Origin of the sequence: Streptomyces sp. NPDC058534 (genome assembly GCF_042717365.1) — a bacterium.
GTDB lineage: Bacteria > Actinomycetota > Actinomycetes > Streptomycetales > Streptomycetaceae > Streptomyces.
In genome coordinates this window covers 81175-107036 of the sequence record NZ_JBHXNW010000005.1, presented here as the reverse complement: position 1 = coordinate 107036, position 25862 = coordinate 81175, and the positions used below count along the sequence as shown (strand labels likewise).

The 25862-nt window shown below is 72.2% G+C and carries 25 protein-coding genes and 1 pseudogene; 12 read left to right on the top strand and 14 right to left on the bottom strand.

Annotation, left to right across the window (positions count from 1 at the left end; all coding sequences use genetic code 11):
• Positions 1-132: 132 nt before the first annotated feature.
• A complete protein-coding gene (locus ACFWR9_RS04470) occupies positions 133-1113 on the top strand; it encodes a zinc-binding dehydrogenase (protein ID WP_383835345.1) in 981 nt (326 codons plus the stop codon).
• A 123-nt stretch (positions 1114-1236) separates the two neighbouring features.
• Here ACFWR9_RS04470 and ACFWR9_RS04465 read toward each other — a convergent pair whose 3' ends face one another.
• From ACFWR9_RS04465 to ACFWR9_RS04445, 5 genes are all read right to left on the bottom strand, one after another.
• Positions 1237-2205: a pyridoxal-phosphate dependent enzyme gene (locus ACFWR9_RS04465; protein WP_383835342.1), complete on the bottom strand. Its 969-nt coding sequence runs from the start codon at positions 2203-2205 to the stop codon at positions 1237-1239.
• A 70-nt stretch (positions 2206-2275) separates the two neighbouring features.
• The gene (locus ACFWR9_RS04460) at positions 2276-3445 is read right to left on the bottom strand and encodes a DSD1 family PLP-dependent enzyme (protein ID WP_383835339.1); all 1170 of its coding nucleotides are present in this window, start codon (positions 3443-3445) and stop codon (positions 2276-2278) included.
• Complete coding sequence (locus ACFWR9_RS04455; protein ID WP_383835336.1) at positions 3442-4437, bottom strand: ornithine cyclodeaminase family protein; 996 nt, start codon at positions 4435-4437, stop codon at positions 3442-3444. The genes ACFWR9_RS04460 and ACFWR9_RS04455 overlap by 4 nt, the downstream gene beginning before the upstream one ends.
• Entirely contained in the window at positions 4415-4852 is a 438-nt protein-coding gene (locus ACFWR9_RS04450) for a RidA family protein (protein WP_383835333.1), read from the bottom strand. The genes ACFWR9_RS04455 and ACFWR9_RS04450 overlap by 23 nt, the downstream gene beginning before the upstream one ends.
• Positions 4853-4856: 4 nt before the next feature.
• Complete coding sequence (locus ACFWR9_RS04445; RefSeq protein WP_383835330.1) at positions 4857-5540, bottom strand: transcriptional regulator; 684 nt, start codon at positions 5538-5540, stop codon at positions 4857-4859.
• A gap of 331 nt (positions 5541-5871) precedes the next feature.
• Here ACFWR9_RS04445 and ACFWR9_RS04440 point away from each other — a divergent pair, with 331 nt between their 5' ends.
• Positions 5872-6300: a pyridoxamine 5'-phosphate oxidase family protein gene (locus ACFWR9_RS04440; RefSeq protein ID WP_383835327.1), complete on the top strand. Its 429-nt coding sequence runs from the start codon at positions 5872-5874 to the stop codon at positions 6298-6300.
• Positions 6301-6410: 110 nt separating this feature from the next.
• Positions 6411-8219 carry a glycoside hydrolase family 15 protein gene (locus ACFWR9_RS04435; protein ID WP_383835324.1) on the top strand — a complete coding sequence of 603 codons (1809 nt, stop codon included), beginning with the start codon at positions 6411-6413 and terminating at the stop codon, positions 8217-8219.
• 45 nt (positions 8220-8264) lie between these two features.
• Here ACFWR9_RS04435 and ACFWR9_RS04430 read toward each other — a convergent pair whose 3' ends face one another.
• The 4 genes from ACFWR9_RS04430 to ACFWR9_RS04415 form a co-directional block, all read right to left on the bottom strand.
• The gene (locus ACFWR9_RS04430; protein WP_383835321.1) at positions 8265-8588 is read right to left on the bottom strand and encodes a putative quinol monooxygenase; all 324 of its coding nucleotides are present in this window, start codon (positions 8586-8588) and stop codon (positions 8265-8267) included.
• A gap of 84 nt (positions 8589-8672) precedes the next feature.
• On the bottom strand, positions 8673-10184 hold the full coding sequence (locus tag ACFWR9_RS04425; protein ID WP_383835318.1) for a tripartite tricarboxylate transporter permease: 1512 nt from the start codon (positions 10182-10184) through the stop codon (positions 8673-8675).
• 1 nt (position 10185) lies between these two features.
• On the bottom strand, positions 10186-10752 hold the full coding sequence (locus ACFWR9_RS04420) for a tripartite tricarboxylate transporter TctB family protein (protein ID WP_383835315.1): 567 nt from the start codon (positions 10750-10752) through the stop codon (positions 10186-10188).
• Positions 10749-11735, bottom strand: a complete 987-nt coding sequence (locus tag ACFWR9_RS04415; RefSeq protein WP_383835312.1) for a Bug family tripartite tricarboxylate transporter substrate binding protein — start codon at positions 11733-11735, stop codon at positions 10749-10751. Before ACFWR9_RS04415 ends, ACFWR9_RS04420 begins: the two co-directional genes overlap by 4 nt.
• A 243-nt stretch (positions 11736-11978) precedes the next feature.
• Here ACFWR9_RS04415 and ACFWR9_RS04410 point away from each other — a divergent pair, with 243 nt between their 5' ends.
• Entirely contained in the window at positions 11979-13622 is a 1644-nt protein-coding gene (locus ACFWR9_RS04410) for an ATP-binding protein (protein WP_383835309.1), read from the top strand.
• Positions 13619-14404, top strand: a complete 786-nt coding sequence (locus ACFWR9_RS04405) for a response regulator (protein ID WP_383835306.1) — start codon at positions 13619-13621, stop codon at positions 14402-14404. The genes ACFWR9_RS04410 and ACFWR9_RS04405 overlap by 4 nt, the downstream gene beginning before the upstream one ends.
• Here the strand turns inward: ACFWR9_RS04405 and ACFWR9_RS04400 are convergent.
• The gene (locus tag ACFWR9_RS04400; protein WP_383835303.1) at positions 14367-14957 is read right to left on the bottom strand and encodes a TetR/AcrR family transcriptional regulator; all 591 of its coding nucleotides are present in this window, start codon (positions 14955-14957) and stop codon (positions 14367-14369) included. The two genes, ACFWR9_RS04405 and ACFWR9_RS04400, sit on opposite strands and share 38 nt — an antisense overlap.
• 175 nt (positions 14958-15132) lie before the next feature.
• Here ACFWR9_RS04400 and ACFWR9_RS04395 point away from each other — a divergent pair, with 175 nt between their 5' ends.
• From ACFWR9_RS04395 to ACFWR9_RS04380, 4 genes are read left to right on the top strand one after another with little or no spacing between them, the layout of a single operon-like run.
• Positions 15133-15726, top strand: a complete 594-nt coding sequence (locus ACFWR9_RS04395) for a 2Fe-2S iron-sulfur cluster-binding protein (protein ID WP_383835300.1) — start codon at positions 15133-15135, stop codon at positions 15724-15726.
• Positions 15723-16715, top strand: a complete 993-nt coding sequence (locus tag ACFWR9_RS04390; protein WP_383835297.1) for an FAD binding domain-containing protein — start codon at positions 15723-15725, stop codon at positions 16713-16715. Before ACFWR9_RS04395 ends, ACFWR9_RS04390 begins: the two co-directional genes overlap by 4 nt.
• Positions 16712-18883 carry a xanthine dehydrogenase family protein molybdopterin-binding subunit gene (locus tag ACFWR9_RS04385; RefSeq protein WP_383835294.1) on the top strand — a complete coding sequence of 724 codons (2172 nt, stop codon included), beginning with the start codon at positions 16712-16714 and terminating at the stop codon, positions 18881-18883. The genes ACFWR9_RS04390 and ACFWR9_RS04385 overlap by 4 nt, the downstream gene beginning before the upstream one ends.
• Positions 18876-20006: an XdhC family protein gene (locus tag ACFWR9_RS04380; RefSeq protein WP_383835291.1), complete on the top strand. Its 1131-nt coding sequence runs from the start codon at positions 18876-18878 to the stop codon at positions 20004-20006. Before ACFWR9_RS04385 ends, ACFWR9_RS04380 begins: the two co-directional genes overlap by 8 nt.
• A gap of 70 nt (positions 20007-20076) precedes the next feature.
• Here ACFWR9_RS04380 and ACFWR9_RS04375 read toward each other — a convergent pair whose 3' ends face one another.
• From ACFWR9_RS04375 to ACFWR9_RS04365, 3 genes are read right to left on the bottom strand one after another with little or no spacing between them, the layout of a single operon-like run.
• Entirely contained in the window at positions 20077-20862 is a 786-nt protein-coding gene (locus ACFWR9_RS04375; RefSeq protein WP_383835288.1) for a polysaccharide deacetylase family protein, read from the bottom strand.
• 45 nt (positions 20863-20907) lie between these two features.
• Positions 20908-21813, bottom strand: a complete 906-nt coding sequence (locus ACFWR9_RS04370; RefSeq protein WP_383835285.1) for a DMT family transporter — start codon at positions 21811-21813, stop codon at positions 20908-20910.
• Between the two features lie 16 nt (positions 21814-21829).
• Positions 21830-22684 carry an SDR family NAD(P)-dependent oxidoreductase gene (locus tag ACFWR9_RS04365; RefSeq protein ID WP_383835282.1) on the bottom strand — a complete coding sequence of 285 codons (855 nt, stop codon included), beginning with the start codon at positions 22682-22684 and terminating at the stop codon, positions 21830-21832.
• A 273-nt stretch (positions 22685-22957) separates the two neighbouring features.
• Here ACFWR9_RS04365 and ACFWR9_RS04360 point away from each other — a divergent pair, with 273 nt between their 5' ends.
• Together ACFWR9_RS04360 and ACFWR9_RS04355 are read left to right on the top strand one after the other, a co-directional pair.
• On the top strand, positions 22958-24028 hold the full coding sequence (locus ACFWR9_RS04360; RefSeq protein ID WP_383835521.1) for a galactosyldiacylglycerol synthase: 1071 nt from the start codon (positions 22958-22960) through the stop codon (positions 24026-24028).
• A 74-nt stretch (positions 24029-24102) separates the two neighbouring features.
• Positions 24103-24450, top strand: a pseudogene (locus ACFWR9_RS04355) (DUF2267 domain-containing protein); the annotation flags it as partial.
• A gap of 76 nt (positions 24451-24526) precedes the next feature.
• On the opposite strand, the gene ACFWR9_RS04350 reads toward ACFWR9_RS04355, so the two are convergent.
• Positions 24527-24925 carry a DUF5997 family protein gene (locus tag ACFWR9_RS04350; protein WP_383835279.1) on the bottom strand — a complete coding sequence of 133 codons (399 nt, stop codon included), beginning with the start codon at positions 24923-24925 and terminating at the stop codon, positions 24527-24529.
• 58 nt (positions 24926-24983) lie between these two features.
• Between ACFWR9_RS04350 and ACFWR9_RS04345 the strand changes: the two genes are divergently transcribed.
• Entirely contained in the window at positions 24984-25832 is an 849-nt protein-coding gene (locus ACFWR9_RS04345; protein ID WP_383835275.1) for a LysR family substrate-binding domain-containing protein, read from the top strand.
• Positions 25833-25862: the final 30 nt, after the last annotated feature.

Sequence of the window (25862 nt, the reverse complement as noted above, 5' to 3'; positions counted from 1 at the left end):
GCAGGACAGGTGCTTACTCTCGCCCGCTGGGTGGACGGGTTCGAGGGCACGACAGGACTTCGTCCTTGACCTCAAGTGAAGTAGAGGTCGCAGAGTGGGTGTTCTACTGCAGATCTACCGGAAGGAACGGCCATGCGCGCCGTTGTGCTGCACGAGTTCGGACCCGCTGAGAACCTCCGTTATGAGGCTGTGCCCGATCCCGTACCGGGACCGGGCGAGGTCCGCCTCTTGGTGAAGGCCGCGGGGGTCCACCAGATCGAGACGGCCATGCGGGAAGGGCTGGAGATCGGTCCGCCGCTACCAGGACTTCCGGCGATTTTCGGGGGAGAGGTGGCCGGCGTCGTCGAGGCGGTCGGGCCGGCAGTGGACGACGCCTGGATCGGCGCCCACGTGGTGACCGCGCACGGCATGCCCGGGGGTTACGCCGAGCTCGCCGTCGCCGACGTGTCGTCCCTGCACCGGATTCCGGCCGGACTGGGGCACGAGGCCGCCGTCACCATGGTCGTCACCGGCACAACTGCCATGGGCCTGCTCGACATCGCAGAGCTCACCTCCGGCGACGTGGTCCTGGTCACCTCTGCGGCCGGTGGCATCGGCCGTCTGGTCGTCCAGTTCGCCGGCCGTCTCGGCGCCACGGTCATCGGTGCGGCGGGGGGACCGGCCAAGACAGCAGCTGTGCGAGAGCTGGGAGCGGACATCTCTGTCGACTACAACCTGCCGGACTGGGCGGATACGGTCCGCGACGCCTTGGGCGGGCGCGGCGTCACGGTCGTTCTGGACGGTGTCGAGGGCGACAAGGGACGGGCCGCCTTCGGGCTGCTGGCCGAGGGCGGGCGCTACATCACCATCGGCGCGGCTTCACGGAAGGAGTTCCGTCCCGATGAAGCGGAGCTGAAGGAGAACGGCGTGCACTTCACCGACGCACTGGCCCTGCTGTTGGAGGGCCAGGACGCGGCCGCCGATGAGGCCCGCGCGCTGACGGCGGCCGCCGACGGGAGTCTGGTGCCCGCCTTCCAGACCTTTCCCCTGTCGCAGGCCGCTGCGGCGCACGCCGCTCTGGAGGCGAGGGCGACAACAGGCAAGGTCGTCCTTGTTCCTGACGCACACGGGTGAGATACGGCCAGCATTGGTCCGTCGAAGCAGTGGTCTCACGAAGGTGCAGAGCGATGTCGCACGCCTGCCAGCCCCTACCGTCTCGCCATGACGTTTCTGGGATGGCAGCAGGCATGGTGCCTGTCAGCCGTTGATGATGTCGGTGAATCGCTGGGTGTTGATGTTTCCTCCGGAGGCGATGATGCCGATCCTCCGGGGGTGGTTGTCGATGTGTCCGGCGAGGAGTGCGGCCAGGGCGGTGGCGCCGCTGGGTTCGAGGACGATCTTGAGTCGTTCGGAGGCGAAGCACATGGCGTTGCGGATCTCGTCGTCGCTGACGAGGGCGATGCCGTCCACGAGCTGCTGGTTGATGGCAAAGGTGATCTCGCCGGGGGTGGGCAGGGCCTGTCCGTCGGCGAGCGTTCGCGGCACGGGGATGGTGATGCGCTCGCCGGCTTCCAGGGAGCGCTTGGTGTCGTCGCCGTCGGCGGGTTCGACGCCGATGACGGTGATGGCGGGGTGCAGCGTCTTGGCGGTGATGGCGCTGCCTGCAATGAGACCGCCGCCTCCGACGGGGGCGATGAGGGTGTCCAGTTCCCCGGTCTCCTCGAAGAGTTCGAGCGCTGCGGTGCCCTGGCCGGCGATGACGTGCGGGTGGTCGTAGGGAGGGATGAGCGCGAGGCCGCGTTCGGCGGCGAGTGCCTCGCCGAGTTTGGTCCGGTCCTGGGAGTAGCGGTCGTAGGTGACGATTTCCGCGCCGTATCCGGCGGTTGCCTCCTTCTTTGACTGGGGGGCATCCTCGGGCATCAGGATGACGGCGCTGGTGCCCAGTTCCCGGGCGGCCAGTGCAGTGGCCTGGGCGTGGTTGCCGGAGGAGTAGGCGGCGATGCCCTTGACCAGTTGTTCGGACGTCAGCTGTGCGGCGGCGTTGTAGGCGCCCCGGAACTTGAAGGCGCCGATGCGCTGGAAGTTCTCGCACTTGATGAATACCTCGGCACCGACGAGGGCGTTGAGGGTACGGGAGGTCAGGACAGGGGTGCGGTGGGCGATGCCGTGGAGCCGTGCGGCGGATTCACGGATGTCGTCGAAGGTCACGGGCAAAGCGGTGGTCATGAGGTGTCCTCGCGTGGGTTGGGGCTGGGACCGGGCAGACGGCAGGGTGGGGGGTGGTTCTGGCGTGCAGTCACCAGCCGGTGACGCGTTCCCAGTTGGCCTGGATGACGTGGGCTTCGTCGGTGGGCTGGGTGCTGTCGATGACGTGGTAGCCGCCGTGCTGGGCCGCGGTGGCGCAGGCGTGGTTGGGCAGGATGCGCAGCCGGGTTCCGACGGGCAGGTCGGGCAGGTCGGCACCGTCGCGGGTGGTCAGGGTGCCGTGCTCCTGGCTCGCCGCGCTCATGATCAGGTTCGGGATCGGGTTTCCGGCCAGGTCGAGGACGAGGCCGTAGCCCTGGTCCTGGGCCTGAGTTGCCGTGCCGCGGTCGCGGGACATGGCCATCCAGCCGCCGTCGGTGAGGATCCAGCCGTACTCGGGGCGGTGGCCGATCACGGTCACGACCACCGACAGGGCGAGGTCCTCCACACGACAGACGTCCAGACCGGCCATGACGAGGTCGAAGAAGACGTAGTTCCCGGCGCGCAGTTCGCTGACGCCGGTCAGGTCCTCGGCCGCGAACGCGGTCGGCGTGGAGCCGACGCTGACCGTGTGGACGGGCAGACCGGCGGCGCGCAGCCGCTTCGCCGCGGTGACCGCCGTATCGCGTTCGTTCTTGGCTGCCAGCCGCTGATCTTCCGGGGTGTAGGCGAAGTACGACTCGCCCGCGTGGGTCAGGACGCCGTCGAGGCATCCGGCCTCGTGCAGGATACGGCCGATGTCGGTGAGTTCGGAGGCGTCGGCCTTGAGGCCCCCTCGGTGGCCGTCGCAGTCGATCTCGATCTGTGCGGGGATGGCGAGACCGGCTTCGCGGGCGGCGTCGGTGACGAAGGCGGCCTGTTCTCGGCTGTCGAGCAGCACGCGCAGGGTGACTCCGCGGCGCAGCAGGGCGATCACGCGGGTCAGCTTGTGCGGGTCGATGCCGACGGCGTAGGTGATGTCGGTGTAGCCGCCGTCGGCGAACGCCTCGGCCTCGGCCAGCGTGGAGACGGTGACGGGACAAGGGGCACCGCCATGCATCAGCGCGGCGACGTCGAGGCTCTTGGCCGTCTTGATGTGCGGCCGCAGGGTGACCCCGAGCCGGTCGGCCCGGCCGGCCAGTCGTTCGATGTTGTGCAGGGCCCTGTGCACGTCGACGACGGCGAACGGGGTGTCGGGGTCGGCCAGCGTCTTCGCGGCGGCCGGGGGCGGGGTGGTGTTCACAGGGCTACGTCCATTTTCTTGAGCAGGGCCAGGCCCAGGCAGAGGTCCTGCAGGCCGATCCCGGAGCTGTCGAAGACCGTGATGTCCTCGCGGCCGTCCCGTCCCGGGGCGCGCGTGGTGAGAACGTCGCCGAGCGCGGTGAGCACGGTTTCTTCGGGGGCGTGCTGGCTCTCGCCCATGCGGCGGGCCTGCTCGGGGAGATCGCAGAAGACGCTGGCGCGGGTGAACAGTTCGGGCGGCAGTTCCCGCTTGCCGGGGGCGTCGGCGCCCATGCACGAGATGTGGGTGCCGGGACGGATCCATTGGGATTCGAACAGGGGTGGGGTGTCGGCCTGGGCGGTGGTGGCGGTAACGATGACGTCGGCTCGTGCGCAGGCTTCCTCGGCGCTGACGCTCTGCGCGTCGTGGCCTTCTGCGGCCAACTCCGCGACCAGCCGAGCGGCGCGCTCCTTGTCCCGTCCCACGACCAGCACCGTGATGATGGGCCGTACGCGGCTGACGGCCCGGACCTCGTAGGCAGCCTGGTGCCCGGTACCGAAAACGGCCAGGGTTGCGGCGTCGGTGCGCGCGAGGAGGTCCACGGCCAGGGCGTCGGCGGCAGCGGTCCGGTAGGCGTTCGCGGTGCCGACCTCCAGGACGGCTGCGATTCTGCCGATGGTCTGGTCGAACAGCAGCAGGGTGGAGTGGTGCCGCGGCAGTCCCTGCGCGGGGTTGTCCGGCCAGAAGGTACCGATCTTCACCCCCGCATGGGTCGCGGAGGCGGACGGCTTGAGGCTGTACCGGTTGCGCGGATCGGATCCATGCACGACGAGGCTGGGCAGGGCGGCAGCGTCCACGGTGGCGGCGAACGCGGCGCGGGCGGCGTCGAAGGCGAGGGCCTCGTCCACCAGCGCGGCGGTCTGCTGTTCAGTGATGTACAGCAGGCCGGACGGGGCCGGCAGCTGGTCCGCGCTCGGAACGGGGTGGCGGTCAGTCGAGGGCTGCAACCGCATACACCTCCACCGCGGACCCGTAGTGCAGTTCCGTGGCGCCGGCGACGGCCCGTGCGGGCCTGGTCGCACCGAGCCACTCCTTGTAGACGTGATCGAAGGCCGGCCAGTCACCGATGTCGGTCACGTGGACGGTGACCGAGATCAGCTTGTCGTGGCTGGTGCCGGCCGTGGCCAGGCACGCATCGAGGTTGCTGAGCACCTGGCGCGCCTGGACCTCGAACGGCTCGCCGGCCAGGAGGGAGCCGTCGGGTGCCACGGGGAGCTGGCCGGAGATGTGGGCCACGCCGCGGTGGGTGGCGATGTGCGAGTAGTGGCCGGCGGGCGGTGCCAGCTGCGGGCTGTCGGACGTATCGATCGAGGGGGTGCCGCCCGTGTTGGGGTGGTGGTTCCCCGTGGTGATCTCGCTGATGGTCATCGTCTCACTTCGTGTAGGAGTAGACGCTGGCTCGGGAGATGCCGAGGAGATCGGCGATGCTCTGGGCGGCGTTGCGGGTGTCGAAGTAGCCGTCCTCGTACAAGCGGCGCACAAGGTCCTTCTTGGCGTCCCGGGGCAGGGCCCGCGGGGTTGTGGAGCGCTCGGCGGCCACTGCTTCGATGACTTCGCGCAGTTCCCGGCGGCTGCGGTCGCTCAGCCTCTCGAGCTGAGCGTCGCGGTTCTCGGGATCGGTCGCGACCAGGTTCGACAGCGTCAGCGTGATGGGTGAGAGCGTGGAGATGTCCAGGTTCAGGCAGATGGCGGCGATGTACTGCCCGGCTGTGTTCTTGATCCCGATCGAGGTGCTCTTCGCGGGGCGTCCGTCGGGGAACTGATTGGCGTAGTTCTGGATGACGCTGGGGTACTGCGGGTCCCGGATACGGGCCAGGCCCAGCTCGGTGGCGGACTGCCCCACCTGGCGTCCGGACAGGTTGTTCTCGATGAAGCGGATGGCGTGGTCCGGATCGCGCAGGTCGTGCAGCACTACCTCGCAGATGCCGGGGAACATGCGGCCCAGCGCTTGAGTAACCTTCTCAGCTTCGGCCAGGAGGTGCTCGTCCTCCGGCTCCCTGGACGTCGCCGGCCCGGCAAGCCCTCGCCCCTCCGGAGTGGTGTCACTGTCCTTCATCTCCTGCTCCCTGCTTCGGCCCGGCGCTCTGCGCAGTCACTTCTTTGATTTTTCGTCTAACCCTATACAGACAATCTATCTGCCTCTGGAGTTTCCGTCCAGCACGTCGATGGCCGTCACGTCTGCTCGGCCGAGGTCGATGTTTGGGCGGGCCGCCAAGCGCCCAAAGGTGTTCGCGGCCGCGTTTCGCCGGGCGCGGCGTGCCGCTCAGAATTGTTACGCACCGTTACTGTGCTCGTGCCCGGCTACCGAGGCTCATGAGGTCGATGCCGGGCGGCAAATACGGCAGCGCACTCGGCGCGATGCCGAGTCGAAGAGCAGGGAGTATCAGGTGAACCTCGATGACGTGAAGGCCGAAGCGGCGCGTCTCTCGCATTGGGCTCACATCGCCACGGTGGGCGCCGACAACAAGCCGGATGTTGTCCCGGTGTGGCCGGCCTGGGAGGGCGAGACCGTCTGGATCTCCACGGGTGCGAAGAGCGTGAAGGTGCGCAACATCGCTGCCAATCCGGCTGTCGCGATGCACTGGCAGGTCGACGCGAGCGGCGACGGCGTGATGCTGTGGGGCACGGCGACGGTGTACACCGACATCGACACGAAACGCCGCCTGTGGACAGGACTGTTCGACTACGACCTGAACGACTTCGTCCCTGACGGCCCGGAGTCGCCGGAAGCCGCCTTCGTTGCCATCGCCCCCGAACGGGCACTCGCGTTGAAGCAGTACGGAATGGCAGGCCGCGACACATGGCGCCGGACCTGAGTCGGCAGCCGCGGCGGGGTGTCTCGCATCCGAACAGTCGGCATTGAGCTGCAAACGTTCTAGTATGAAATGAGTCGTAACGTCACTTTCCTCCGTCGGAGGAGGGCAACGTGTCTGCCGCCACCCGCGGGTATCTGCCCGTCTCGGAACACGGGCTGATCGGGGACCTGCGCAGTGCTGCTCTCGTGGGGACGAATGGCACGATCGACTGGTACTGCTGCTCCCGATTCGACGCGCCCAGTGTGTTCGCCTCGATCCTCGACGCCGAGAAGGGAGGGAGCTTCGAGCTCGCGCCGGACGTGCCGGCCCGCACGAAGCAGTTCTACTTCCCTGACACCAATGTGCTCATCACCCGCTTCTTCGCGGATGACGGGGTGGCTGAGATCCAGGACTTCATGCCGATCGTCGACAACTCGCGTGAGGCCGACCGGCACCGGCTGCTCCGCAGAGTGGTCTGTGTCCGCGGATCACTGCCCTTCCGGGCCGCCGTCTCACCACGGTTCGGCTACGCGACCGAACCGCACACCATCCGCATCGAGCACGGCTGTCCGATCTTCGAGTCGGCCTCACTCTCCCTTGCGCTGACGACCAGCGTGCCGGTGGAGCACGACGGCCGGGACGTGTGGTCCCTCTTCAAGCTCCACGAAGGCGAGAGTGCCGTCTTCGCACTCGACCGTGTCGGGGACACCGTCGCCCCCCGGGCCTGCGCGGTGGCCGAAGCGGAGGAACTGTTCCAGGCCACCGTCCGGTACTGGCGACGGTGGCTGTCCACGTCGCGCTACCGCGGCCGCTGGCGCGAGATGGTGCACCGCTCCGCACTGACGCTCAAGCTGCTCACCTACGTCCCGACCGGCGCCATGGTGGCGGCACCGACAACGAGCCTGCCCGAGCAGATCGGCGGCGAACGGAACTGGGATTACCGGTACGTGTGGATCCGCGACTCGGCTTTCTGCGTCTACGCGCTGCTGCGGCTCGGTTTCACCGAGGAAGCGCAAGCTTTCATGCGTTTCCTGATCGAGTACGCCCACCTCTCCGACTCCGGAAACGGCCCCTTGCAGATCATGTACGGAGTCGACGGGCGCCGGGATCTGGCCGAGGCCGAGCTGCCCCATCTCGAGGGCTATCAAGGCTCTGCCCCCGTACGCGTGGGCAACGAAGCGGTCGGCCAACTGCAGCTGGACATATACGGCGCCCTCGTCGACTCGATCTACCTCTATGACAAGTGGGGAGAGCCGATATCCAGCGCACACTGGGACACGGTCTGCGACCTGGTCGACTGGGTCTGCGACAACTGGGACCAGCCGGACGAGGGCATATGGGAAACCCGCGGCGGACGCAAGAGCTACCTCTACTCCCGACTGATGTGCTGGGTGGCGATCGAGCGGGCGATGCGCCTGGCCCGGCATCGCGGGCTGCCGGCCGACATGGTGCGCTGGAGCGGCTCGCGCGACGCCATCTACCGCCAGATCATGGACCGCGGCTGGTCGGCCGAACGCAAAGCATTCCTCCAGCATTACGGAGACAGCGTCCTCGACGCCTCCGTGTTGATGATGCCGCTGGCCAAATTCATCTCCCCCACGGATCCGAAATGGCTCTCGACGCTGGACGCACTGGGAGAGGAGCTGGTCGCGGACTCCCTGGTCTACCGGTATGACCCGCAGGCCAGCCCGGACGGACTACGGGGCGAGGAAGGAACATTCTCGATCTGCTCCTTCTGGTACGTCGAGGCACTCAGCCGCGCCGGACGCCTGGAGGACGCACAGCTGGCGTTCGAGAAGATGCTCACGTACGCGAATCATCTTGGCCTGTACGCGGAGGAAATCGGCCACACCGGCGAGCAGAACGGCAACTTCCCGCAGGCGTTCACACATCTCGCCTTGATCAGCGCGGCATTCAACCTCGACCGGGCGCTGGGCTGAACAGCGCCCGGTCGAGGCCAGCCGTCAGGTGTCTGGACCGGCGGCCTACTCGACCGCCATCTCACCCAGCTCCGACCAGTCCTCCTGGTCGAGCGTCGCGTTCACGATGCGCGGCGTACGGGCCAGGTGGCGCGGCAGCTGCTCCCGCGCGGCCCGGAAGTGCGCGGACTGCACGTGGGCCGCGCCCGCCTCGTCGTCGCGGAACGCCTCGACCAGGACGTACTCCGAAGGATCCTCGACGCTGCGGGACCAGTCGAACCAGAGACAGCCGGGTTCCGCCCGGGTGGCCCGGGTGAAGTCGCCGGAGATCTCCGGCCACCGGTCCGCGTGCTCCGGAAGGACCTGGAACTTCGCCGTAATGAAAATCATGGGGCTCTCCCTCTGTGGTGCGGGTCCGGGTCCTGCGGGACGGAGCAGGACCCGGCTCCCGGATCACGGTACGAGGGTCGGGGGTCAGGCGTCGGCCCGCGTCCGTCGCCGGCCCACCAGCCGCGCCAGCGGACGCCTCAGCAGCGGCCAGGCCAGCAGCAGCACGATCACCGCGTACACCGTCACCGCGAACGGCGTGTTGACCAGGCCCGTCACGCTGCCGTCGCTGATCTGCAGGGCGCGGCGCAACTGCTGCTCGGCGTTCGGGCCGAGGATGACACCGATCACGGCGGGCAGGATGGGCAGGCCGTAGCGGCGCATGCCGAAGCCGACCAGGCCGATGATCAGCAGGATCACCAGGTCGACGACCTCGCCGCCGACCGCGTACGCGCCCACCGCCGCGAAGAACATGATCCCCGCATAGAGGTACGGCCGGGGAATCCGCAGCAGCTTGGCCCACACGGGTGCCAGCGGCAGGTTCAGCGCGAGCAGCAGCACCATGCCGACGAAGAGGGACGCGATGAGGCCCCAGACCAGCTCGGGTTCGCGTTCGAAGAGGAGCGGGCCGGGCTGGATGCCGTACTGCTGGAACGCCGCCAGCATGACCGCCGCGACCGCCGTCGTCGGCAGGCCCAGGGTCAGCATGGACACCAGCGTGCCCGCCGCCGAGGCCGACGCCGCCGACTCCGGTCCGGCCACGCCCTCGATCGCGCCCTTGCCCCACTCGTCCTTGTGCTTGGACAGGCGCTTCTCCGTGACGTAGGAGAGGAAGGTGGGGATCTCCGCACCGCCCGCCGGGATCGCGCCGAACGGGAAGCCGATGAACGGGCCGCGCAGCCAGGACTTCCAGGTGCGCCGCACGTCCCCGCGGCCGAGCCAGGGCCGGCCCACCGGAATCGGCTCGGCCGCTCCGCGCCGCAGGTGCGCCGCCACCCACAGCGCCTCGCCGATCGCGAACAGACCGACCGCGACGATCACCACGTCGACGCCGTCGGCGAGCTGCAGCGAACCGAAGGTCAGCCGCTGCTGACCCGTCATCTGGTCCAGGCCCACCAGGCCGATGGTCAGGCCGATCAGCAGCGAGGCCAGACCTCTGACGCGCGACGAACCCAGCACCGACGTCACGGCGATGAACGCCAGCACCATGATGGCGAAGTAGTCCGGCGCACCGATGTCCACCGCCAGGTCGGCGACCGTCGGTGCCAGCGCCACCAGCAGGATGGTGCCGATCATGCCGCCCGCGAAGTGGCCGATGGCGGCGGCCGCGAGGGCCTGCGCGCCGCGCCCCGCCTTGGCCATGGGGTTGCCCTCCATGGCCGCGACCACCGCGGCGCTCTCGCCGGGGGTGTTCAGCAGGATGGAGGTGGTCGAACCGCCGAACATCGCGCCGTAGTAGATGCCGGCGAACATGATGAACGCCGCGACCGGGTCGAGGCCGTACGTCACCGGCAGCAGCAGCGCCACCGCCATCGCCGGGCCGATGCCGGGCAGGACACCGATCGCCGTGCCGAGCAGCACACCCAGGGCGGCCCACAGGAGGTTGAGCGGGGACAGGGCCGTACCGAACCCGTCCATGAGGGAGTTGAGGGCGTTCATGTCAGAGCACTCCCATCAGCGGACCGCCGGGCAGCGGCACACCGAGCAGCTTGTCGAAGACGACGTAGGTGAGCAGGGACAGCACCGCGGCGATCAGCGGGTCGCGGTCCACGCGCCGGCTGCCCAGGGCGAAGGCGGCGCCCCAGAAGAGCAGGGCCCCGGCGACCGGGAAGCCGGCCGGCTCGATGAGCGCGGCGGCGCCCAGGAAGATCCCGGAGAGCAGCAGCACCGTGCGCCAGTCCGCCGGTTCGGACAGGTCGATGTCCTCGCCGCCCTCGGCCTCGCCCCGGCCGCCGCGCAGGACGTCCACGGCGAGCAGCGCGGCGATCACCAGCAGGCCGATGCCGACCACGATCGGCACGGTCTTCGGGCCGACCGGACCGCGCTGGGTGATGTCGACGTCCATGGTGAGCGCGTCGGTCAGGACGAGCGCGCCCAGCGCCAGCAGCATGGCGCACACGCCGAGTTCGGAGTGGTCCCGCAGCCACGAGCGCCGCTCGGGCGCCGGGGTGCCGGCCGCGTCCGGGGCGGGCTCGGGGGCGGGGGTGGAGTCGGTCGGCGTCGTCACAGTCCAAGCTCCTTCAGCACCGACACCACACGCTTGTCCTGGGCGTCCAGGAAGGTGCCGAACTTCTCACCGGTCAGGAACGCGTCGTCCCAGCCGTTCTTGTCCATCGACTCCCGCCACTCGGGCGAGTCGTGCAGCTCCTCGACCAGGCGCGTCAGCTTGTTCCGCTCCGCCTCCGACAGGCCGGGCGGGGCGACGATGCCGCGCCAGTTGGTGAAGTCCACGTCGTAGCCGGACTCCTTCAGCGTCGGCGCGTCCTTGAGGTCGTCCACCCGCTCCGGGCCGGTCACCGCGAGCACCCTCAGCTCGCCCGCCTTGATCTGGTCCAGGTACTCGCCGACGCCGGAGACCCCGAAACCGACCTTGTTGCCGAGGATCGAGGCGAGCAGCTCGCCACCGCCGTCGAAGGGGATGTAGTTGACCGACTTCGGGGCGATCCCGGCGGCCTGCGCCATCAGCATCGGCGCGAGGTGGTCGGGCCCGCCGGGCGACGAGCCACCACCCACGGGGATCTTGCCCGGGTCCTTCTTCCAGGCGGCGATCAGCTCGTCGATCGTCTTGTACGGCGAGTCCTTCGCGACCACCACGACGTCCTGCTCCTCGGTGAGCCGCGCGATCGGCGTGGTGTCGGCGAGGGTCTTGGGCGCGTGGTTGGAGCGGACGGCGCCGACGACGCCGAGGCCCATGGACATCGCGAGCTTGCCGTTGCCGTGTTCGCTCACCAGCCGGCTCAGACCCACGGTGCCGCCCGCGCCGGGCAGGTTGAACACCTCGATGTTGTGCGTGAGCCCGGCGTCCTCGGCGTTCTTCGCGGCCGTGCGGGCGGTGATGTCGTAGCCGCCGCCGGGCGTGTTGGGGACCATGAAGCGCAGGCCGGGAATCTGCGTGCCGGAGTCGGAGTCGCTGCCGGAGGAGAGCAGCGGCGGTCCCGCGAGCACGAGCACGGCGGCCCCGAGCAGGGCAAGGGGGGTGCGCAGGCGCACGAATGACACCACCTGTCGGTTGGGTAGATCGGTACGGGGAGCCCTGTGGGGGAGGGTGACGTGGGCCACATGGTGCCCGCACTCCGGCGGCGTGTCTTCCTTGCGGAACCAAGGGAGGTTGTGGTCATTGCGGTCGCCGCTTCATTGCGAAGACGGCACATCTCTTTCCTTCGCCGCAGGTGGGCGCCATGATGGCGACCCGGCACACCCGCCCGCCCCCAGTCAGCCGAGATCGAGTCCGCCGTGGCACCCACCTTCCGCCGTCAGACCCTCGCGGGCGAGATGCTGGTCCTCCAGCTCGCCATCGTCGTGGTGGTCCTGTGCGCGGTCGCCGCAGTCTCGCTCGCCCAGTCCCGCGCCACCTTCAACCGCGTCGAGGGCCGCCGGGTCACCGCCCTCGCCGAACAGCTGGCCGCCACACCACTGGTCCGCAGCCAGCTGCTGCGCCCCGTGCCGCAGGAGGCCCTCGCGCCGCTGGTCAACTCCACACAGACCCAGTCCGGCGTCACCTCCGTCACGATCGCCGACGCCGACGGCAGCGTCGTCAGCTCCACCGACCCCACGCTGATCGGCGGCCGGCTGCCGCACGTCGAGGGCGCCGCCGCGGGGCGCGGCTGGTCGGGGCCCCTGACCCTGCGGGGCAGCCGTGAACTCGTCGCCCAGGTTCCGGTGCTCGGCGCCACCCGGGACACCCTCGGCCGGCACCTCGGCACGGTGATGGTCGGCGAGGCCGACCCGACGGTGTGGCAGCGCCTGGGCGGCGCCTCCTCCTACCTCCTCGCCTACCTCGGCATCGCCAGCGGCCTCGGCGTGGCCGGCTCCTGGCTGCTGGCCCGGCGCGTCAAACGGCAGACCCTCGGCCTGGAGCCGCGCGAGATCGCGGGACTCGCCGAGCACCGGGAGGCCATGCTGTACGGCATCGCCGAGGGCGTCGTCGCCCTCGATCCGCAGCACCGGCTCACCCTGGTCAACGAGATGGGCCGGCGTCTGCTCGACCTCCCCGCCGACTGCGTCGGCCAGAGCCTGGACAGCCTCGGGATCGAGGGGCGGCTGCGCGACGTACTGGCCGGCACCGCGCCGGACGCCGCCGAACCCCGCGACGAGGTCGTCGTCCGGCACGGGCGGGTCCTGGTCATGAACCGCATGACCGTCACCAAGGACGGCCGCCCGCTGGGCTCGGTCACCACCCTGCGCGACCGCACCGAACTGGCCCGCCTGGAGCGGGAGATCGGCTCCTTCCGCAGCACCTCCGAGCTGCTGCGCGCCCAGGCCCACGAGTTCGCCAACCAGTTGCACACCATCTCCGGGCTCATCCAGATCGGTGAGCAGGACGAGGTGGTGCGCTACATCCGCGCGCTCAACCAGCGCCGCCAGTCCCTGGACGTCACGCTCAGCCGCCGGGTCCGCGACACCGCCGTCGCCGCGCTGATCACGGCCAAGTCCTCGCTGGCCGCCGAGCGCAGGGTCGCGCTGCGGGTCTCGGACCGTACGGCGCTGGACCGGCTCGTCCCGCAGGACGCCGCCGACGTGGCGACCGTCCTCGGCAACCTCGTCGACAACGCCGTGGACGCCGCCGCGGCGGGCGACGACCATGACGCCTGGGTGGAGGTCGAGCTGCGGCAGGACGCCGCCAGTGTCGAGATCGTGGTTCGCGACTCGGGACCCGGCGTGGCCCCCGAACTGGCCCGCGAGGTCTTCTCCCACGGCTTCACCACCAAGGCCGCCCGGCAGGGCGAGCGCGGCATCGGCCTGGCGCTGACCCGGCTCGTCTGCGAACGTCACGGCGGTGAGATCTCGGTGACCAACACCCCCGAGGGGGCCATGTTCACCGCACGCATGACCGTCAGCCACCTCACCGACGCGGTGGCGGAAGGAGCAGCGCCATGACGGGTACGAGCGGCACGCCCGACGCGACCGGTACGGCGGGAGCGGTGGCGCCCCACGCCGCCGACGCCGCGATCGGCGTGCTCGTGGTCGACGACGACTTCATGGTGGCCCGCGTCCACCGCGCCTTCGTCGAACGCGTCGAGCCCTTCCGGGTGGTCGGCGTCGCCGGCACCGGCGAGGAGGCGCTCGCCGCCGTCGCCGACCTGCGCCCCGACCTCGTTCTCCTCGACCTCTACCTGCCGGACGTCTTCGGCCTGGATGTCATCCCCCGGCTGCGCGCCGCCGGGCACGACTGCGACGTCATGGTCATCAGCGCGGCCCGGGAGGCGGACGCGGTGCGCGGCGCGGTCCGGCACGGCGTGGTCGACTACCTGCTCAAACCGTTCGAGTTCGAGGACCTGCGGGTCCGTCTGGAGCGCTACGCCGTCCAGCGCGGCCGGCTGCTCGGCACGGTGGTGCGCAGTCAGGCCGACGTCGACCGCGTCCTGGCGGGCGCTACGCCCACCGCCGCGGCACCGGCGCTGCCCAAGGGCATGAGCGTGGAGACCGCCGAGCTGGTCGAACGCACCCTGCGGGAGGCCGACGGCACCCTGTCCGCCAGCGAGTGCGCGGCACTGACCGGCGTCTCCCGGGTCAGTGCACGCCGCTACCTGGAGCACTTCCACACCGTCGGCACCGCGGACGTCTCGCTGCGCTACGGCGTGGCGGGCCGGCCGGAGCGCCGCTACCGCTTCCGCGGCGCGGTCACCGGCCTGGCGCTCCCGCCCGCAGCCCGTCCATGACGAGGTCGAGGAGCCGGGTGACCCTCGGCTGCCAGTCCTCGCTGGCGTCGACCTGCCAGAGACCGCCGATGGCCAGGAAGAAGTCGTCCGCCGACACACCGGGGCGGATGGTGCCGGCCTCCTCGTTCGCGCGGAGCAGCAGCTCGGTCGCCTCCGTGACCGGGGCGGGTTCCGGTTTCGCCGGGCTGCCGGGTGCGCTGGTGACCAGCCGGATCGCGTCCGCCAGACCGACCTTGGTCAGGGCGAACCGGGCGAGCCGGTCCATCCACTCGCGCAGCGCCCGGTCGGGTTCCCGCGTGGCCAGCAGCTCCCTCGCGGCGTCCGCGACCTGCTGCATCTCGTAGCGGTAGACCTCCAGGACCAGCGCCTCGCGATGCGGGAAGTTGCGGTAGAACGTGCCCTGCCCTACGCCCGCCTTCTTGGCGATCGTGCTCAGCGGGGCGTTCGCGCAGCGCGTCAGCTCCTCCGTGGCGACGCGCAGGATGCGCTCACGGTTGCGCTGCGCGTCGGAGCGCAGGGGCGCGTCCGTCCTGTCCCTCTTCGGCGGCGGCACTCCTCCTCCTTCCGGGTTCGTGGCCGAATCCCGTTCTTGCTAACCGGACAACTGTCCGTTACGTTCTCAGTGAGCGGACAGTTGTCCGGTTACTTGCCCACTTTAGCGGCGAACGCGGCTTTTCCTGTCACCGGACACCGAAGAAGCTGTCACCAGAGACCAGAGAAGGCTGATCATGGCCCCAGCACCCTCGTCGACGACCAGCGCCGTCACTCTGAACATCAACGGCGAGAAGCACCAGCTGACCGTCGACCACCGCACCACCCTGCTCGACGCCCTGCGCGAACGACTCGATCTCACCGGCACCAAGAAGGGCTGTGACCAGGGACAGTGCGGAGCCTGCACCGTCCTGGTCGACGGGCGCCGCGCCGTCTCCTGTCTGAATCTCGCCGTCGCCGCCGAGGGGCGCGAGATCACCACCATCGAGGGCATGGCCGAGGGCGACCGGCTGCACCCGGTGCAGCAGGCCTTCCTCGACCTCGACGGCTATCAGTGCGGCTACTGCACTCCCGGCCAGATCTGCTCGGCGATCGCCGTCATCGAGGAGCACGCGGCCGGCTGGCCCAGTGCCGTCACCGACGACGTACGCCCCGAGGCCGGGCCGCCACCCCTGACACCGGACGAGATCCGCGAACGGATGAGCGGCAACCTGTGCCGCTGCGGCGCCTACGTCTCCATCGTCCAGGCCGTCACCCGCGCCGCCGAGGCCCACGAGGCCGCGGCCCGCGACGACGACGGCGCCCGGACCGCAGAGGAGGCGGCGGCATGAGGGAGTTCGGATACCAGCGTGCCGACGACGTCTCCGGCGCGGTGGCGCTGCTCGCCGCCGACCCGGACGCCCGCTTCCTGGGCGGCGGCACCAACCTCGTCGACCTGATGAAGACCGGCGTCGAACGCCCCGCCCGGCTCGTCGACGTCCGCGAACTCCCGCTGGACGGCATCGAACCGACCGCGGACGGCGGCCTGCGCATCGGCGCCACCGTCACCAACAGCGACCTCGCCGCCCACCCCGAGGTGCGCCGCCGATACCCCGCGCTGGCCCAGGCGGTCCTGGCCGGCGCCTCCGGCCAGCTGCGCAACATGGCCACCGTGGGCGGCAACCTGCTCCAGCGCACCCGCTGCGGCTACTTCGCCGACCCGAGCCGGCCCTGCAACAAGCGCGCCCCCGGCACCGGCTGCCCCGCCATCACGGGCGAGCACCACAACCACGCCGTCCTCGGCGCCTCCGACCACTGCGTGGCCACGAACCCCTCGGACATGGGCGTGGCGCTCGCGGCCTTCGACGCCGTCGTCGGTTACGAGACCCTCGACGGTCCCGGCGAGCTGCCGCTCGCCGACCTCTACCTCCCCGTCGGCGACACCCCCGACCGCGAGACCGCCCTGCCGCCGGGCGCGCTGATCACCGGCGTCACCCTGCCGGCCGCCCCGGTCGCGGCCCACTCCCGCTACCGCAAGGTGCGCGAGCGGGCCTCGTACGCCTTCGCGATCGGCTCGGTCGCCGCCGCGCTCGACGTCCGGGACGGTGTCGTGCGCGAGGCGCGCCTCGCCTTCGGCGCGGTGGCCTCGCGGCCCTGGCGGGCCCACGCGGCCGAGGCCGTGCTGACCGGCGCACCGGCCGACGGCGAGACCTTCGCCGCCGCCGCGGACGCCGAACTCGCGGCCGCCAGGCCGCTGCCCGACAACGGATACAAGGTGACCCTCATGCGCAACCTCGTGGTGGCCGTGCTCACCGAACTCACCGAGGAGGCCGCCCGATGAGCACCGCCACGACCGGCGGCCGTACGACGGTCAGGGGCGTCGTCGGCACCGCGCAGACCCGCGTCGAGGGCCGCGAGAAGGTCACCGGCGCGGCACGCTACGCCGGCGAGATCCCCTTCGCCGGCCTCGCGCACGGCTGGCTGGTGCTGTCCACCGTCACCCGCGGCCGCATCAGTTCGGTCGAGACCGAACCCGTCCTCGCCATGCCCGGCGTCCTCGCCGTCCTGCACCACGGCAACGCACCGCGCCTCGAAACCGACTACGTCGGCCTGCTGGGCATCCCGCCGGACCCGACCGCCGCCGTCTTCCAGAACGACCGGGTGCCGCACCTCGGCTGGCCGGTCGCCCTCGTCGTCGCCGAGAACTCCGAGCAGGCCCGCGAGGCCGCCGAGGCCCTGGTCGTCGCCTACGACGAGGAACCCCACGACACCCTGCTCACCGGCGCCCACCCCGGCGCCTACCCTGCCGTCGGGGTGATGCCCGCCGAGACCGAGAAGGGCGACCTCGACGCCGGCCTCGCGTCGTCCCCCGTCGTGGTGGACGAGGAGTACACCACCCCCGAAGAGCACCACAGCATGATGGAGCCGCACGCCGCCACGGCCCTGTGGGACGGCGGCCGGCTGGAGGTCGTCGACTCCAACCAGGGCACCACCTGGATCCAGGGCGAACTGGCCAAGATGTTCTCCCTGGACGAGTCCGCGGTGCGGGTGCGCTCCGAGCACATCGGCGGCGGCTTCGGCAGCAAGGGCCTGCGCGCCCACCAGGTGTCCGCCGTGATGGCCGCTACCGTCCTCCAGCGCCCGGTGCGCGTCGTGATGACCAGGCGTCAGATGTTCACGCTGGCCGGCTACCGCAGCCCCACCGCGCAGCGGGTCAGGCTCGGCTCTGACACCGACGGCCGGCTGCGCGCCCTGGACCACCGCTCGGTGAGCCAGACGTCGACCGTCTACGAGTTCGTCGAGCCCAGCGCGGGCGTGGCCCGGGTCATGTACGACGCCGAGGCGCACCGTACGGCCAACGAGGTCGTCCGCCTCGACGTGCCGTCCCCGACGTTCATGCGCGCGCCGGGCGAGGCGCCGGGGTCCTTCGCGATCGAGTCGGCGCTCGACGAACTCGCCGAGCGCTGCGGCGTCGACCCGGTCGAACTGCGCCTGCGCAACGAGCCCGAGACCGGCCCGGTATCCGGTCTGCCGTTCAGCAGCCGCAACCTGGAGGCCTGCTTCCGCGAGGGAGCCCGCCGGTTCGGCTGGGCCGAGCGGGACGCGCGTCCCGGCGTGCGCCGCGACGGGCGCTGGCTGCTGGGCACCGGCACGGCCGCGGCCTCCTTCGGCGCCGGTGCCGCCCCCTCCACGGCCCTCCTCACCGCCGAGGCCGACGGCGGCTTCACCGTGCGGATCTCCGCCGCCGACGTCGGCACCGGCGCCCGCACCGCGCTCACCATGATCGCCGCCGACGCGCTGGAGGTGGCGCCCGACCGGGTCCGCGTCCGGATCGGCGACAGCGACTTCGGCCCCGCCATGATCGCGGGCGGTTCGATGGGCACCCGCTCCTGGGCCTGGGCGGTCACGGAGGCGGCCCGCGAACTGCGCGAGCGGCTGGCACTGGGCACCGCCGTCCCGCCGGAGGGCATCACCGTGCGGTCCGACACCACCGCCGCCCTGGGCAGCCTCGCCCAGAAGGAACGGCACTCCTACGGCGCCCAGTTCGCCGAGGTCGCCGTGGACACCGCCACCGGCGAGGTGCGGGTGCGCCGCATGCTCGGCATCTTCGCGGCGGGCCGGATCGTCAACCCCCTCACCGCCCGCAACCAGTTGGTCGGCGGCATGATCTGGGGCGTCTCCATGGCCCTGCACGAGGAGGCGGTACGGGACCGGGCGAGCGGTGGCCTCTACGCCCCCGACCTCGCCGGCTACCACGTCGCCACGCACGCCGACATCGGCGACATCGACGCGGACTGGGTGGACGACTCCGACCCGGAGGACCCGGTGGGCATCAAGGGCGTCGGTGAGATCGGCATCGTGGGCGCCGCGGCGGCGGTCGCCAACGCCGTGTGGCACGCGACCGGCGTCCGCCACCGGAACCTGCCGATCCGGCCGGACCGCGTCCTGTCGGCGGCGACCGCGGGCGGGGGAGCGGCTGCCACGGGCGGGGGAGCGGCGGATGCTTGACATCGCCGCCGAACTGGACCGCTGGCTCGACGAGGGCCGGGAGTTCTCCGTCGCCACGGTGGTCTCCGTCGGCGGCAGCGCACCGCGCGGCCCCGGCGCCGCCCTCGCCGTCGACAGCGAGGGCACGGTGATCGGCTCGGTCTCCGGCGGCTGCGTGGAGGGCGCGGTGTACGAGCTGTGCTCCGACGCCCTGCGCAGCGGCGAGACGGTGCGGGAGCGGTTCGGCTACAGCGACGAGGACGCCTTCGCGGTCGGGCTGACCTGCGGCGGAGTCATCGACATGATGGTCACCCCGGTCGGTGCGGACGCGCCGTCGCGGGAGCTGTTCCGGGCGGCGCTGGCGACCGCCGCCCGGGGCGGGACCGCCGCCCTCGCGAGGGTCGTCCAGGGCCCGTCCGACCTCCTGGGCCGGGCCCTGCTCGTCCACCCCGACGGTACGTACGAGGGCGGTCTCGGCGGCCACCCGGACCTGGACCGCACGGCGGCGGCCGAGGCCGGTGCCCTGCTGGACAACGGCCGCACCGGCACGGTCGGCCTCTCGGAGGACGGCTCGCACTGCCCCGGCGGGCTCACCCTGCTCGTCGAGTCCAGCGTGCCGCCGCCCCGCATGATCGTCTTCGGGGCGATCGACTTCGCCGCGGCGCTCGTGCGGGCGGGGAAGTTCCTCGGATACCACGTCACCGTGTGCGACGCCCGGCCCGTCTTCGCCACGCCGGCCCGTTTTCCCGCAGCCGACGAGGTCGTCGTCGACTGGCCGCACCGCTACCTGCGGAGCACGTCCACCGACGCGCGGACCGTGCTGTGCGTGCTCACCCACGACGCCAAGTTCGACGTGCCCCTGCTGACGGAGGCACTGCGGATGCCGGTCGCGTTCGTCGGCGCGATGGGCTCGCGCCGCACCCACCGGGACCGCGACCGGCGCCTGCGCGAGGCCGGCCTGACGGAGCACGAGCTGTCCCGGCTCCGCTCACCGATCGGCCTGGACCTCGGCGCCCGCACACCCGAGGAGACCGCGCTGTCCATCGCTGCGGAGATCGTCGCCGCCCGCCGCGGCGGTACGGGCGAACCCCTGACGGGCGGAGCGACCCCGATCCACCGGGACCTGACGGAGACGGCCGCCTGAGCCCCGCGGCGCGACGGGCGCCGTCGTGAGGTCGCAGAGCGGGACGGTGCCCTTGGCCTCGCCGAACACGTCACGGCACCGGTACCGGCCCGCGCCGCCCGGCCCCCGTGCCGGCGGCGTCCACCCCGTGGACCCCGTGCTCGCACAGCGGCCCCACCTCCAGCCCCGCCGCGCGGCAGTCCCGCACGAGGTCCGGCAGGGCACCGAGCGCGGCCCGCCAGCTGCCGGCGGCGGAGGCGTGGTCGGTGTCGTGGAGGAGGATCGTGCCGCCCCCGCACAGGTCCGCCGCGACGGTCGCCCGTACCGACGCGGGTGTGGCGTCCGACCGCCAGTCCTTGCCCCAGGCGGTCCACAGCACCGGCCGCAGCCCGGCCCGGCGGGCGGCGGCCCAGCGTCCCGAACTGAGGATGCCGTACGGCGGGCGGTACCAGAACGGCACCCTTCGCGCGGCCTCGCCCACCACGTGGGCGGCCCGCAGCAGCTCGCGCGCGTCCCGCCCGGGCGACGGCAGCCAGGGGCGGTCGTGGGCCCAGCCGTGGACGGCGAGCTCGTGCCCTCGCCGGGCCAGCTCCCGGGCCGTCGCCGGGTGGCGTACGACGTTCTCGCCGAGCAGGAAGAACGTGGCGCGCACCCCGAGTCCGTCCAGTACGTCGAGGAAGCGCGGCGTGGCCACCGGGTCGGGGCCGTCGTCGAAGGTGAGGGCGACGTGACCGGGGCGGCCCTGCCCCGCCAGGCCCGGGAACCGGCGCCGGCGCAGCTCCGGCAGCCAGGTCACGGCCGGACCGATGTGGGCCAGCGCGACGACGGCGGGCGCGACGGCGCAGACCGCCCGCCCGGTGTGAAATCCCTGACGCATCCGTGGTGCCTCCCGTCCGCTCCGCCCGACTCAAGCCCCCCGCCGTTATCGTCTCCGCCGCGCCGGCCCGTCCCGCGCGGCCGGCACCGTGTCCCACGCCCCGTGGACCGACGGCGCCCGCGCCAGACCGACACTGCCGAGGCCGATCAGCGCCACGCCGGTCAGCTCGGGCAGCACCCGCACGCCGAGCGCGATCTCCTCACCGAACAGGCCCCATCCCAGGGCGACGCTGGTCAGCGCGTCGCCGAGGGTCAGGGCCGGCTGCGACGCCGCGAGCGTCCCCGCCCGCAGGGCGCTCTGCAACAGCAGGAAGCTGACCACACCGACCGCCGCGGTGGCGTACGGCGGCCACTGGGTCAGCACCGCGCCCACCCCCTGCGGGAGCCGGCCGGTGACCTCCTTCAGCAGGGCCGCCGTACCGCCGAACCCCACCGCGGCCGCCGATCCGAACAGCGCGGCGCGAGGCGCGCCCCACACCAGGCTGCCCGCCGAGGCGAGCACCGTCACCAGGACGAACAGCGCCAGCCCCGCCCAGCCCCACCGGCCCTCTGCAGCGGTGTCCTCACCGGCCGAGGGAGCCGCCGCGCCCAGGAACAGCGCGAGCCCCAGGGCCAGGGCCACGAAGGCCACCCACGTGCGCGAATCGGGACGCCGGTGGAAGACCGCGCTGCCGACCATCAGGGTGAACAGCAGCTCGCTGGCCATCAGCGGCTGGACGACGGCCAGACTGCCCACCGCCAGCGCGGCCGCCTGCAACACCGTCGTCACCGCCAGCAGCGCCGCGCCGGCCACCCAGTACCGGTCGCGCACCAGCCGCAGCAGTGAGCGCACCATCGTGTGCCCCGCGCCCGCCCGCTCCTCGTCCTGAGCCGCGGCCCGCCGCTGCAACACCGACGCCGCCGCGTTGGACAGCGCCGCGAACAGGGCCAGGACGACGGTGAGGACGCTCACCGCCGCGCGTTCCCGCTCATCCGAACCGCGCCGCCAGCCGCCGGTACAGCCCCGGAGCCGCTCCCCGCACCCGGCACGGCAGCCGCAGCCAGGCGGGCACGTACACCTCGTCCCGGCCCCGCAGCACCGCGTCGCGCACCGCGTCGGCCACCCGCTCGGGAGGCACCGGACGCGGCCTGGAGCGCTGATAGGGAGCCCCGCGCCGCTCGAAGAACGGCGTGTCCACGACCCCGGGCACCACATGGGTGACGCCCACGCCGGTGCCCCGCAACTCGTAGCGCAGCGCGTCCGCGAAGGCGCCGATCGCGGCCTTGGCGGCGGAGTACACGGCCTCGTCGCGGACCGCCACCAGACCGGCCAGCGAGCCGATCAGCACCACCCGGCCCGAGCCCGCGGCCACCATCCCCGGCAGCACCAGCCGCACCAGCCGCAGCGTGGCCAGCACGTTGATGTCGAGCACGTCGTCGACCGTGTGCGGGGGCATGTCCAGGAACTCCCCGGCCCAGCCCACCCCGGCACCGGCCACCAGCAGGTCCACATGACCCACCGTGGCCAGGGCGAAGTCGGTCAGTTGCCGGTCGGCTCCGGGCAGGGTGAGGTCCGCGGCGAAGGCCGTGGCCGACGCGTCGTCGGCGACCTTCCGCAGCCGCACCGGGTCACGCCCGGTGAGCACCAGCCGCCAGCCGCCCTCGTCCGCCAGCCGGCGGGCCACGGCCGCGCCGATGCCGGAGGACGCCCCCGTCACGAGCGCCGTCCGGGTCCGCGCGTCCGGGACGCCGGCGGGCTGCCGCCGGGTGCTCGCCTGGTCCGCGTCGGGGGCGACGGTCCGCGGTCCGGGGGCGGACCGCGGACGGGAGAACGCATGGACCATGGGGACCACCTTGGCTCGGGGCGGACACCGGGAGCGTCCGACCGGGCGGTCGGGCTCCGGCGGCCGGCCGGACGGGCGGTCACGGAGTATCCCTGCCAGCCCGCCCGAAACACACCCATGTGGGGTGGTTTGGAACATGCCGGGTGGGCAACTTGGTCCGCCGTGCATCCTCGCAGCTCATCGGCCGGCCCCTCGACGGGCTCCCCGGCGCCCCGGCCCGCGACACCGCGCGCCCCCCGGGAGGGCAGCCGTCTGCTGGTGGTCAGCGCGAGCATGGGCGCCGGCCACGACACCGTCGCCGCCGAACTGGTCCGCCGCGCCCGCGAGCGCGGCGACGACGCCCTGGTCGTCGACGTCCTCGCGCTCCTGCCCTACGGCCTCGGCGGCGCCCTGCGGCGCTTCTACCGGGGGTCGGTACGCCACGTCCCCTGGGTGTACGCCGCCGTCTACCGCCTCTTCCTGCGCCCCGGCGCAGGCCGCCGCCCCAGCGGCACGCCCCTGGCCCGGCTCGCCGGCGGCAGGCTGCGGGAGCTGGCCGAGCGGACCGGCACGGACGTCGTCATACCCGTGTTCCACCTCGGCGCCCAGCTGACCGGGCACCTGCGCGCCCGCGGTCTGCTGCCCGTGCCCAGCGTCGTCCTCGTGATCGACTTCGCCGTTCACCGGCAGTGGCTGCACCCCGGCAACGACCACTGCCTGTGTCTCACCGAGGACGCGGCACGCGAGGTGCGCGAGAGCACGGGTATCGCTGCGGGGACCTGCGGTCCCGTGGTGGCCCCGGAGTTCTTCGCCGACGCCCCCGGCGCGGCCGGGTGGCGGGCGCTGTTCGACCGGCTCGGTCCCGGGCGGCCCCCCGTCGTGGTGTCCGCCGGCGCCTGGGGAGTCGGCACCCACCTGGACGGCACCGTCCGGCTCCTCGCGGACCACGGCTTCCTGCCGGTCGTGCTCTGCGGCGGCAACCACCGGCTGCGCCACACCCTGGCCGGCACACCGGGCGTCGTCGCCCTGGGCTGGGTGACCGACATGCCCGGCCTGCTGCACGCCGCCGGCGCCCTGATCGACAACGCGGCCGGCCAGACGGCCGTACAGGCGCTCGCCGCCGGACTGCCGGTTGTGGGATACCGCCCGATCCCGGGCCACGGCGCGGACGGTGTCCGGCGGATGGCCGGGCTGGGCGTGTCGGAGGTCGCCGGGGACGACACCGCGCTGCTCGGCGCACTAGGCCGGCTCACCGCCCGGGGCCCGGCCCGCCGCGAGCGGATCGCCGCCGGACGCGCGCTGTTCACGGACGACGCCCTCACCCGGGTGACCGACCTGGCCGACGCCGCGCGCGCCCGCGGCTGAGCACGGAGCTTGTTTCCCCTCGCGGGCCGTGGGCACCCGGCCCCGAGCCGGAAGCGGCACAGGGAGGCGAGGACGTGCGGCTGAACGAATTCCTGACCCGGGTCCGCGACCTCGGCGAGTACCACAGCGACGACGAGGCCGAGCAGGTCAGCAGGGCCGTCCTCTGGGTGATCGCGTCCCGCGTCGCCCCCGGGGAGGCGGCCGCGCTCGCCGCCGACCTGCCCGCGCCCCTGGACGACGTGCTGCGCCCCGAGCGCGGGCGGCCCGAGTCCTTCGGACGCGACGAGTTCCTGCGGCGGGTGGCCCAGCAGACCGGCGCCCGGCCGCGCACCGCGGAGTGGGACGCGGGCGCCGTGCTCGCCACCCTGACCGAGGCGGTGCCCCGCGAACGCGTCGACCGGCTCCTGGCCCAACTCCCTGCGCGCCGACCTCCTGGGCGGCCCGGGCCGGACACCGCGCTGAACACCCGCGAGCCGACCTGGGGGACCCGGCGTGAGGTCAGTCGCGATCCGCGCGCTCGGCCCGCTCCGCGTGCAGCTTCTTCACCCGGGCCGTCTCCTTGCGGACGTCGGCCTGGACGGCCTGCTCCCGCTCCAGCCACTCCGGACGCTCCTGCTTCAGCGTCTCGATCTGCTCCGTGGTGAGCGGCTCCGTGACCCCGCCCCGGTGCAGGCCCGCGATGGACACACCGAGCTTGGCCGCCACCACCGGCCGTGGGTGCGGGCCGTCACGCCGCAGGTCACGCAGCCACGCGGGCGCATCGGTCTGGAGCGCGTTCAGCTCGGCGCGCGTGACGACGCCCTCCCGGAACTCCGCGGGTGTGGCTTCGAGGTACACACCCAGCTTCTTCGCCGCGGTCGCGGGCTTCATGGACTGGGTGTTCTGGTGCGACGTCATGCCGTCCAGGGTATCGAGCATGTGAGCGGCCCCCGACCACGCCCGGTAACCTGGCCGGGTGACAGGCTCGGAAGACCACCCCTCGTTCCGGCTCGCGTACGTCCCGGGGGTGACGCCCGACAAGTGGGCGCGCATCTGGAACGAGCGGCTGCCGGACGTCCCGCTGTCCCTGACGCAGGTCCCCGCCGCCGGCGCGGACGGCGTCCTGCTGGACGGGGACGCCGACGCCGGACTGGTGCGGCTGCCCGTCGACCGGACACTCCTCAGCGCCATCCCCCTCTACACCGAGACCACGGTCGTGGTGATCCCCAAGGACCACCTCGTCACCGCGGCCGACGAGGTGACCGTCGAGGACCTCGCCGACGAGATCGTGCTGCACCCCCTGGACGACGTCCTCGGTTGGGAGGAGCGGCCGCCGGGCCGGCCCGCGTTCGAGCGTCCGGCCACCACCGCGGACGCCGTCGAGCTGGTGGCCGCCGGGATCGGCGTGCTGCTGATGCCCCTGTCGCTGGCCCGGCTGCACCACCGCAAGGACCTCACGTACCGGACGGTCACCGACGCACCGCAGTCGGGCGTGGCGCTGTCCTGGCCGGAGGACGCGCACACGGACCGGGTCGAGGACTTCATCGGCATCGTCCGCGGCCGGACCGTCAACAGCACCCGGGGCCGGCAGCCCGACCCGGGGCCCGCGAAGGGCGGGCGCACCGAAGCGGCCCCCGCCCGACGGAAACCGGCGGCCGGCAAGCAGCAGACCGGCAAGCAGCAGACCGGCAAGCAGCAGACCGGCAAGCAGCAGACCGGCAAGCAGCAGACCGGCAAGCAGCAGACCGGCGGAGCCCGGCGCGGCGGCACCCCGCGCAAGAAGAGCGGCAGCGGCGGCGGGCGCGGCAAACCCCGCCGCCGCTGACCCTCGGACGTGACCCTCGGACACCCGAAC

What these genes read in the sequence shown, in the direction of transcription:
- ACFWR9_RS04395 (WP_383835300.1), top strand. Translation starts at nt 15,133, where the DNA reads ATGGCCCCAGCACCCTCGTCGACGACCAGCGCCGTCACTCTGAACATC.
- ACFWR9_RS04365 (WP_383835282.1), bottom strand. Translation starts at nt 22,684, where the DNA reads ATGGTCCATGCGTTCTCCCGTCCGCGGTCCGCCCCCGGACCGCGGACC.
- ACFWR9_RS04455 (WP_383835336.1), bottom strand. Translation starts at nt 4,437, where the DNA reads ATGCGGTTGCAGCCCTCGACTGACCGCCACCCCGTTCCGAGCGCGGAC.
- ACFWR9_RS04350 (WP_383835279.1), bottom strand. Translation starts at nt 24,925, where the DNA reads ATGACGTCGCACCAGAACACCCAGTCCATGAAGCCCGCGACCGCGGCG.
- ACFWR9_RS04360 (WP_383835521.1), top strand. Translation starts at nt 22,958, where the DNA reads ATGGGCGCCGGCCACGACACCGTCGCCGCCGAACTGGTCCGCCGCGCC.
- ACFWR9_RS04425 (WP_383835318.1), bottom strand. Translation starts at nt 10,184, where the DNA reads ATGAACGCCCTCAACTCCCTCATGGACGGGTTCGGTACGGCCCTGTCC.
- ACFWR9_RS04375 (WP_383835288.1), bottom strand. Translation starts at nt 20,862, where the DNA reads ATGCGTCAGGGATTTCACACCGGGCGGGCGGTCTGCGCCGTCGCGCCC.
- ACFWR9_RS04450 (WP_383835333.1), bottom strand. Translation starts at nt 4,852, where the DNA reads ATGACCATCAGCGAGATCACCACGGGGAACCACCACCCCAACACGGGC.
- ACFWR9_RS04390 (WP_383835297.1), top strand. Translation starts at nt 15,723, where the DNA reads ATGAGGGAGTTCGGATACCAGCGTGCCGACGACGTCTCCGGCGCGGTG.
- ACFWR9_RS04430 (WP_383835321.1), bottom strand. Translation starts at nt 8,588, where the DNA reads ATGATTTTCATTACGGCGAAGTTCCAGGTCCTTCCGGAGCACGCGGAC.
- ACFWR9_RS04465 (WP_383835342.1), bottom strand. Translation starts at nt 2,205, where the DNA reads ATGACCACCGCTTTGCCCGTGACCTTCGACGACATCCGTGAATCCGCC.
- ACFWR9_RS04470 (WP_383835345.1), top strand. Translation starts at nt 133, where the DNA reads ATGCGCGCCGTTGTGCTGCACGAGTTCGGACCCGCTGAGAACCTCCGT.
- ACFWR9_RS04405 (WP_383835306.1), top strand. Translation starts at nt 13,619, where the DNA reads ATGACGGGTACGAGCGGCACGCCCGACGCGACCGGTACGGCGGGAGCG.
- ACFWR9_RS04385 (WP_383835294.1), top strand. Translation starts at nt 16,712, where the DNA reads ATGAGCACCGCCACGACCGGCGGCCGTACGACGGTCAGGGGCGTCGTC.
- ACFWR9_RS04445 (WP_383835330.1), bottom strand. Translation starts at nt 5,540, where the DNA reads ATGAAGGACAGTGACACCACTCCGGAGGGGCGAGGGCTTGCCGGGCCG.
- ACFWR9_RS04380 (WP_383835291.1), top strand. Translation starts at nt 18,876, where the DNA reads ATGCTTGACATCGCCGCCGAACTGGACCGCTGGCTCGACGAGGGCCGG.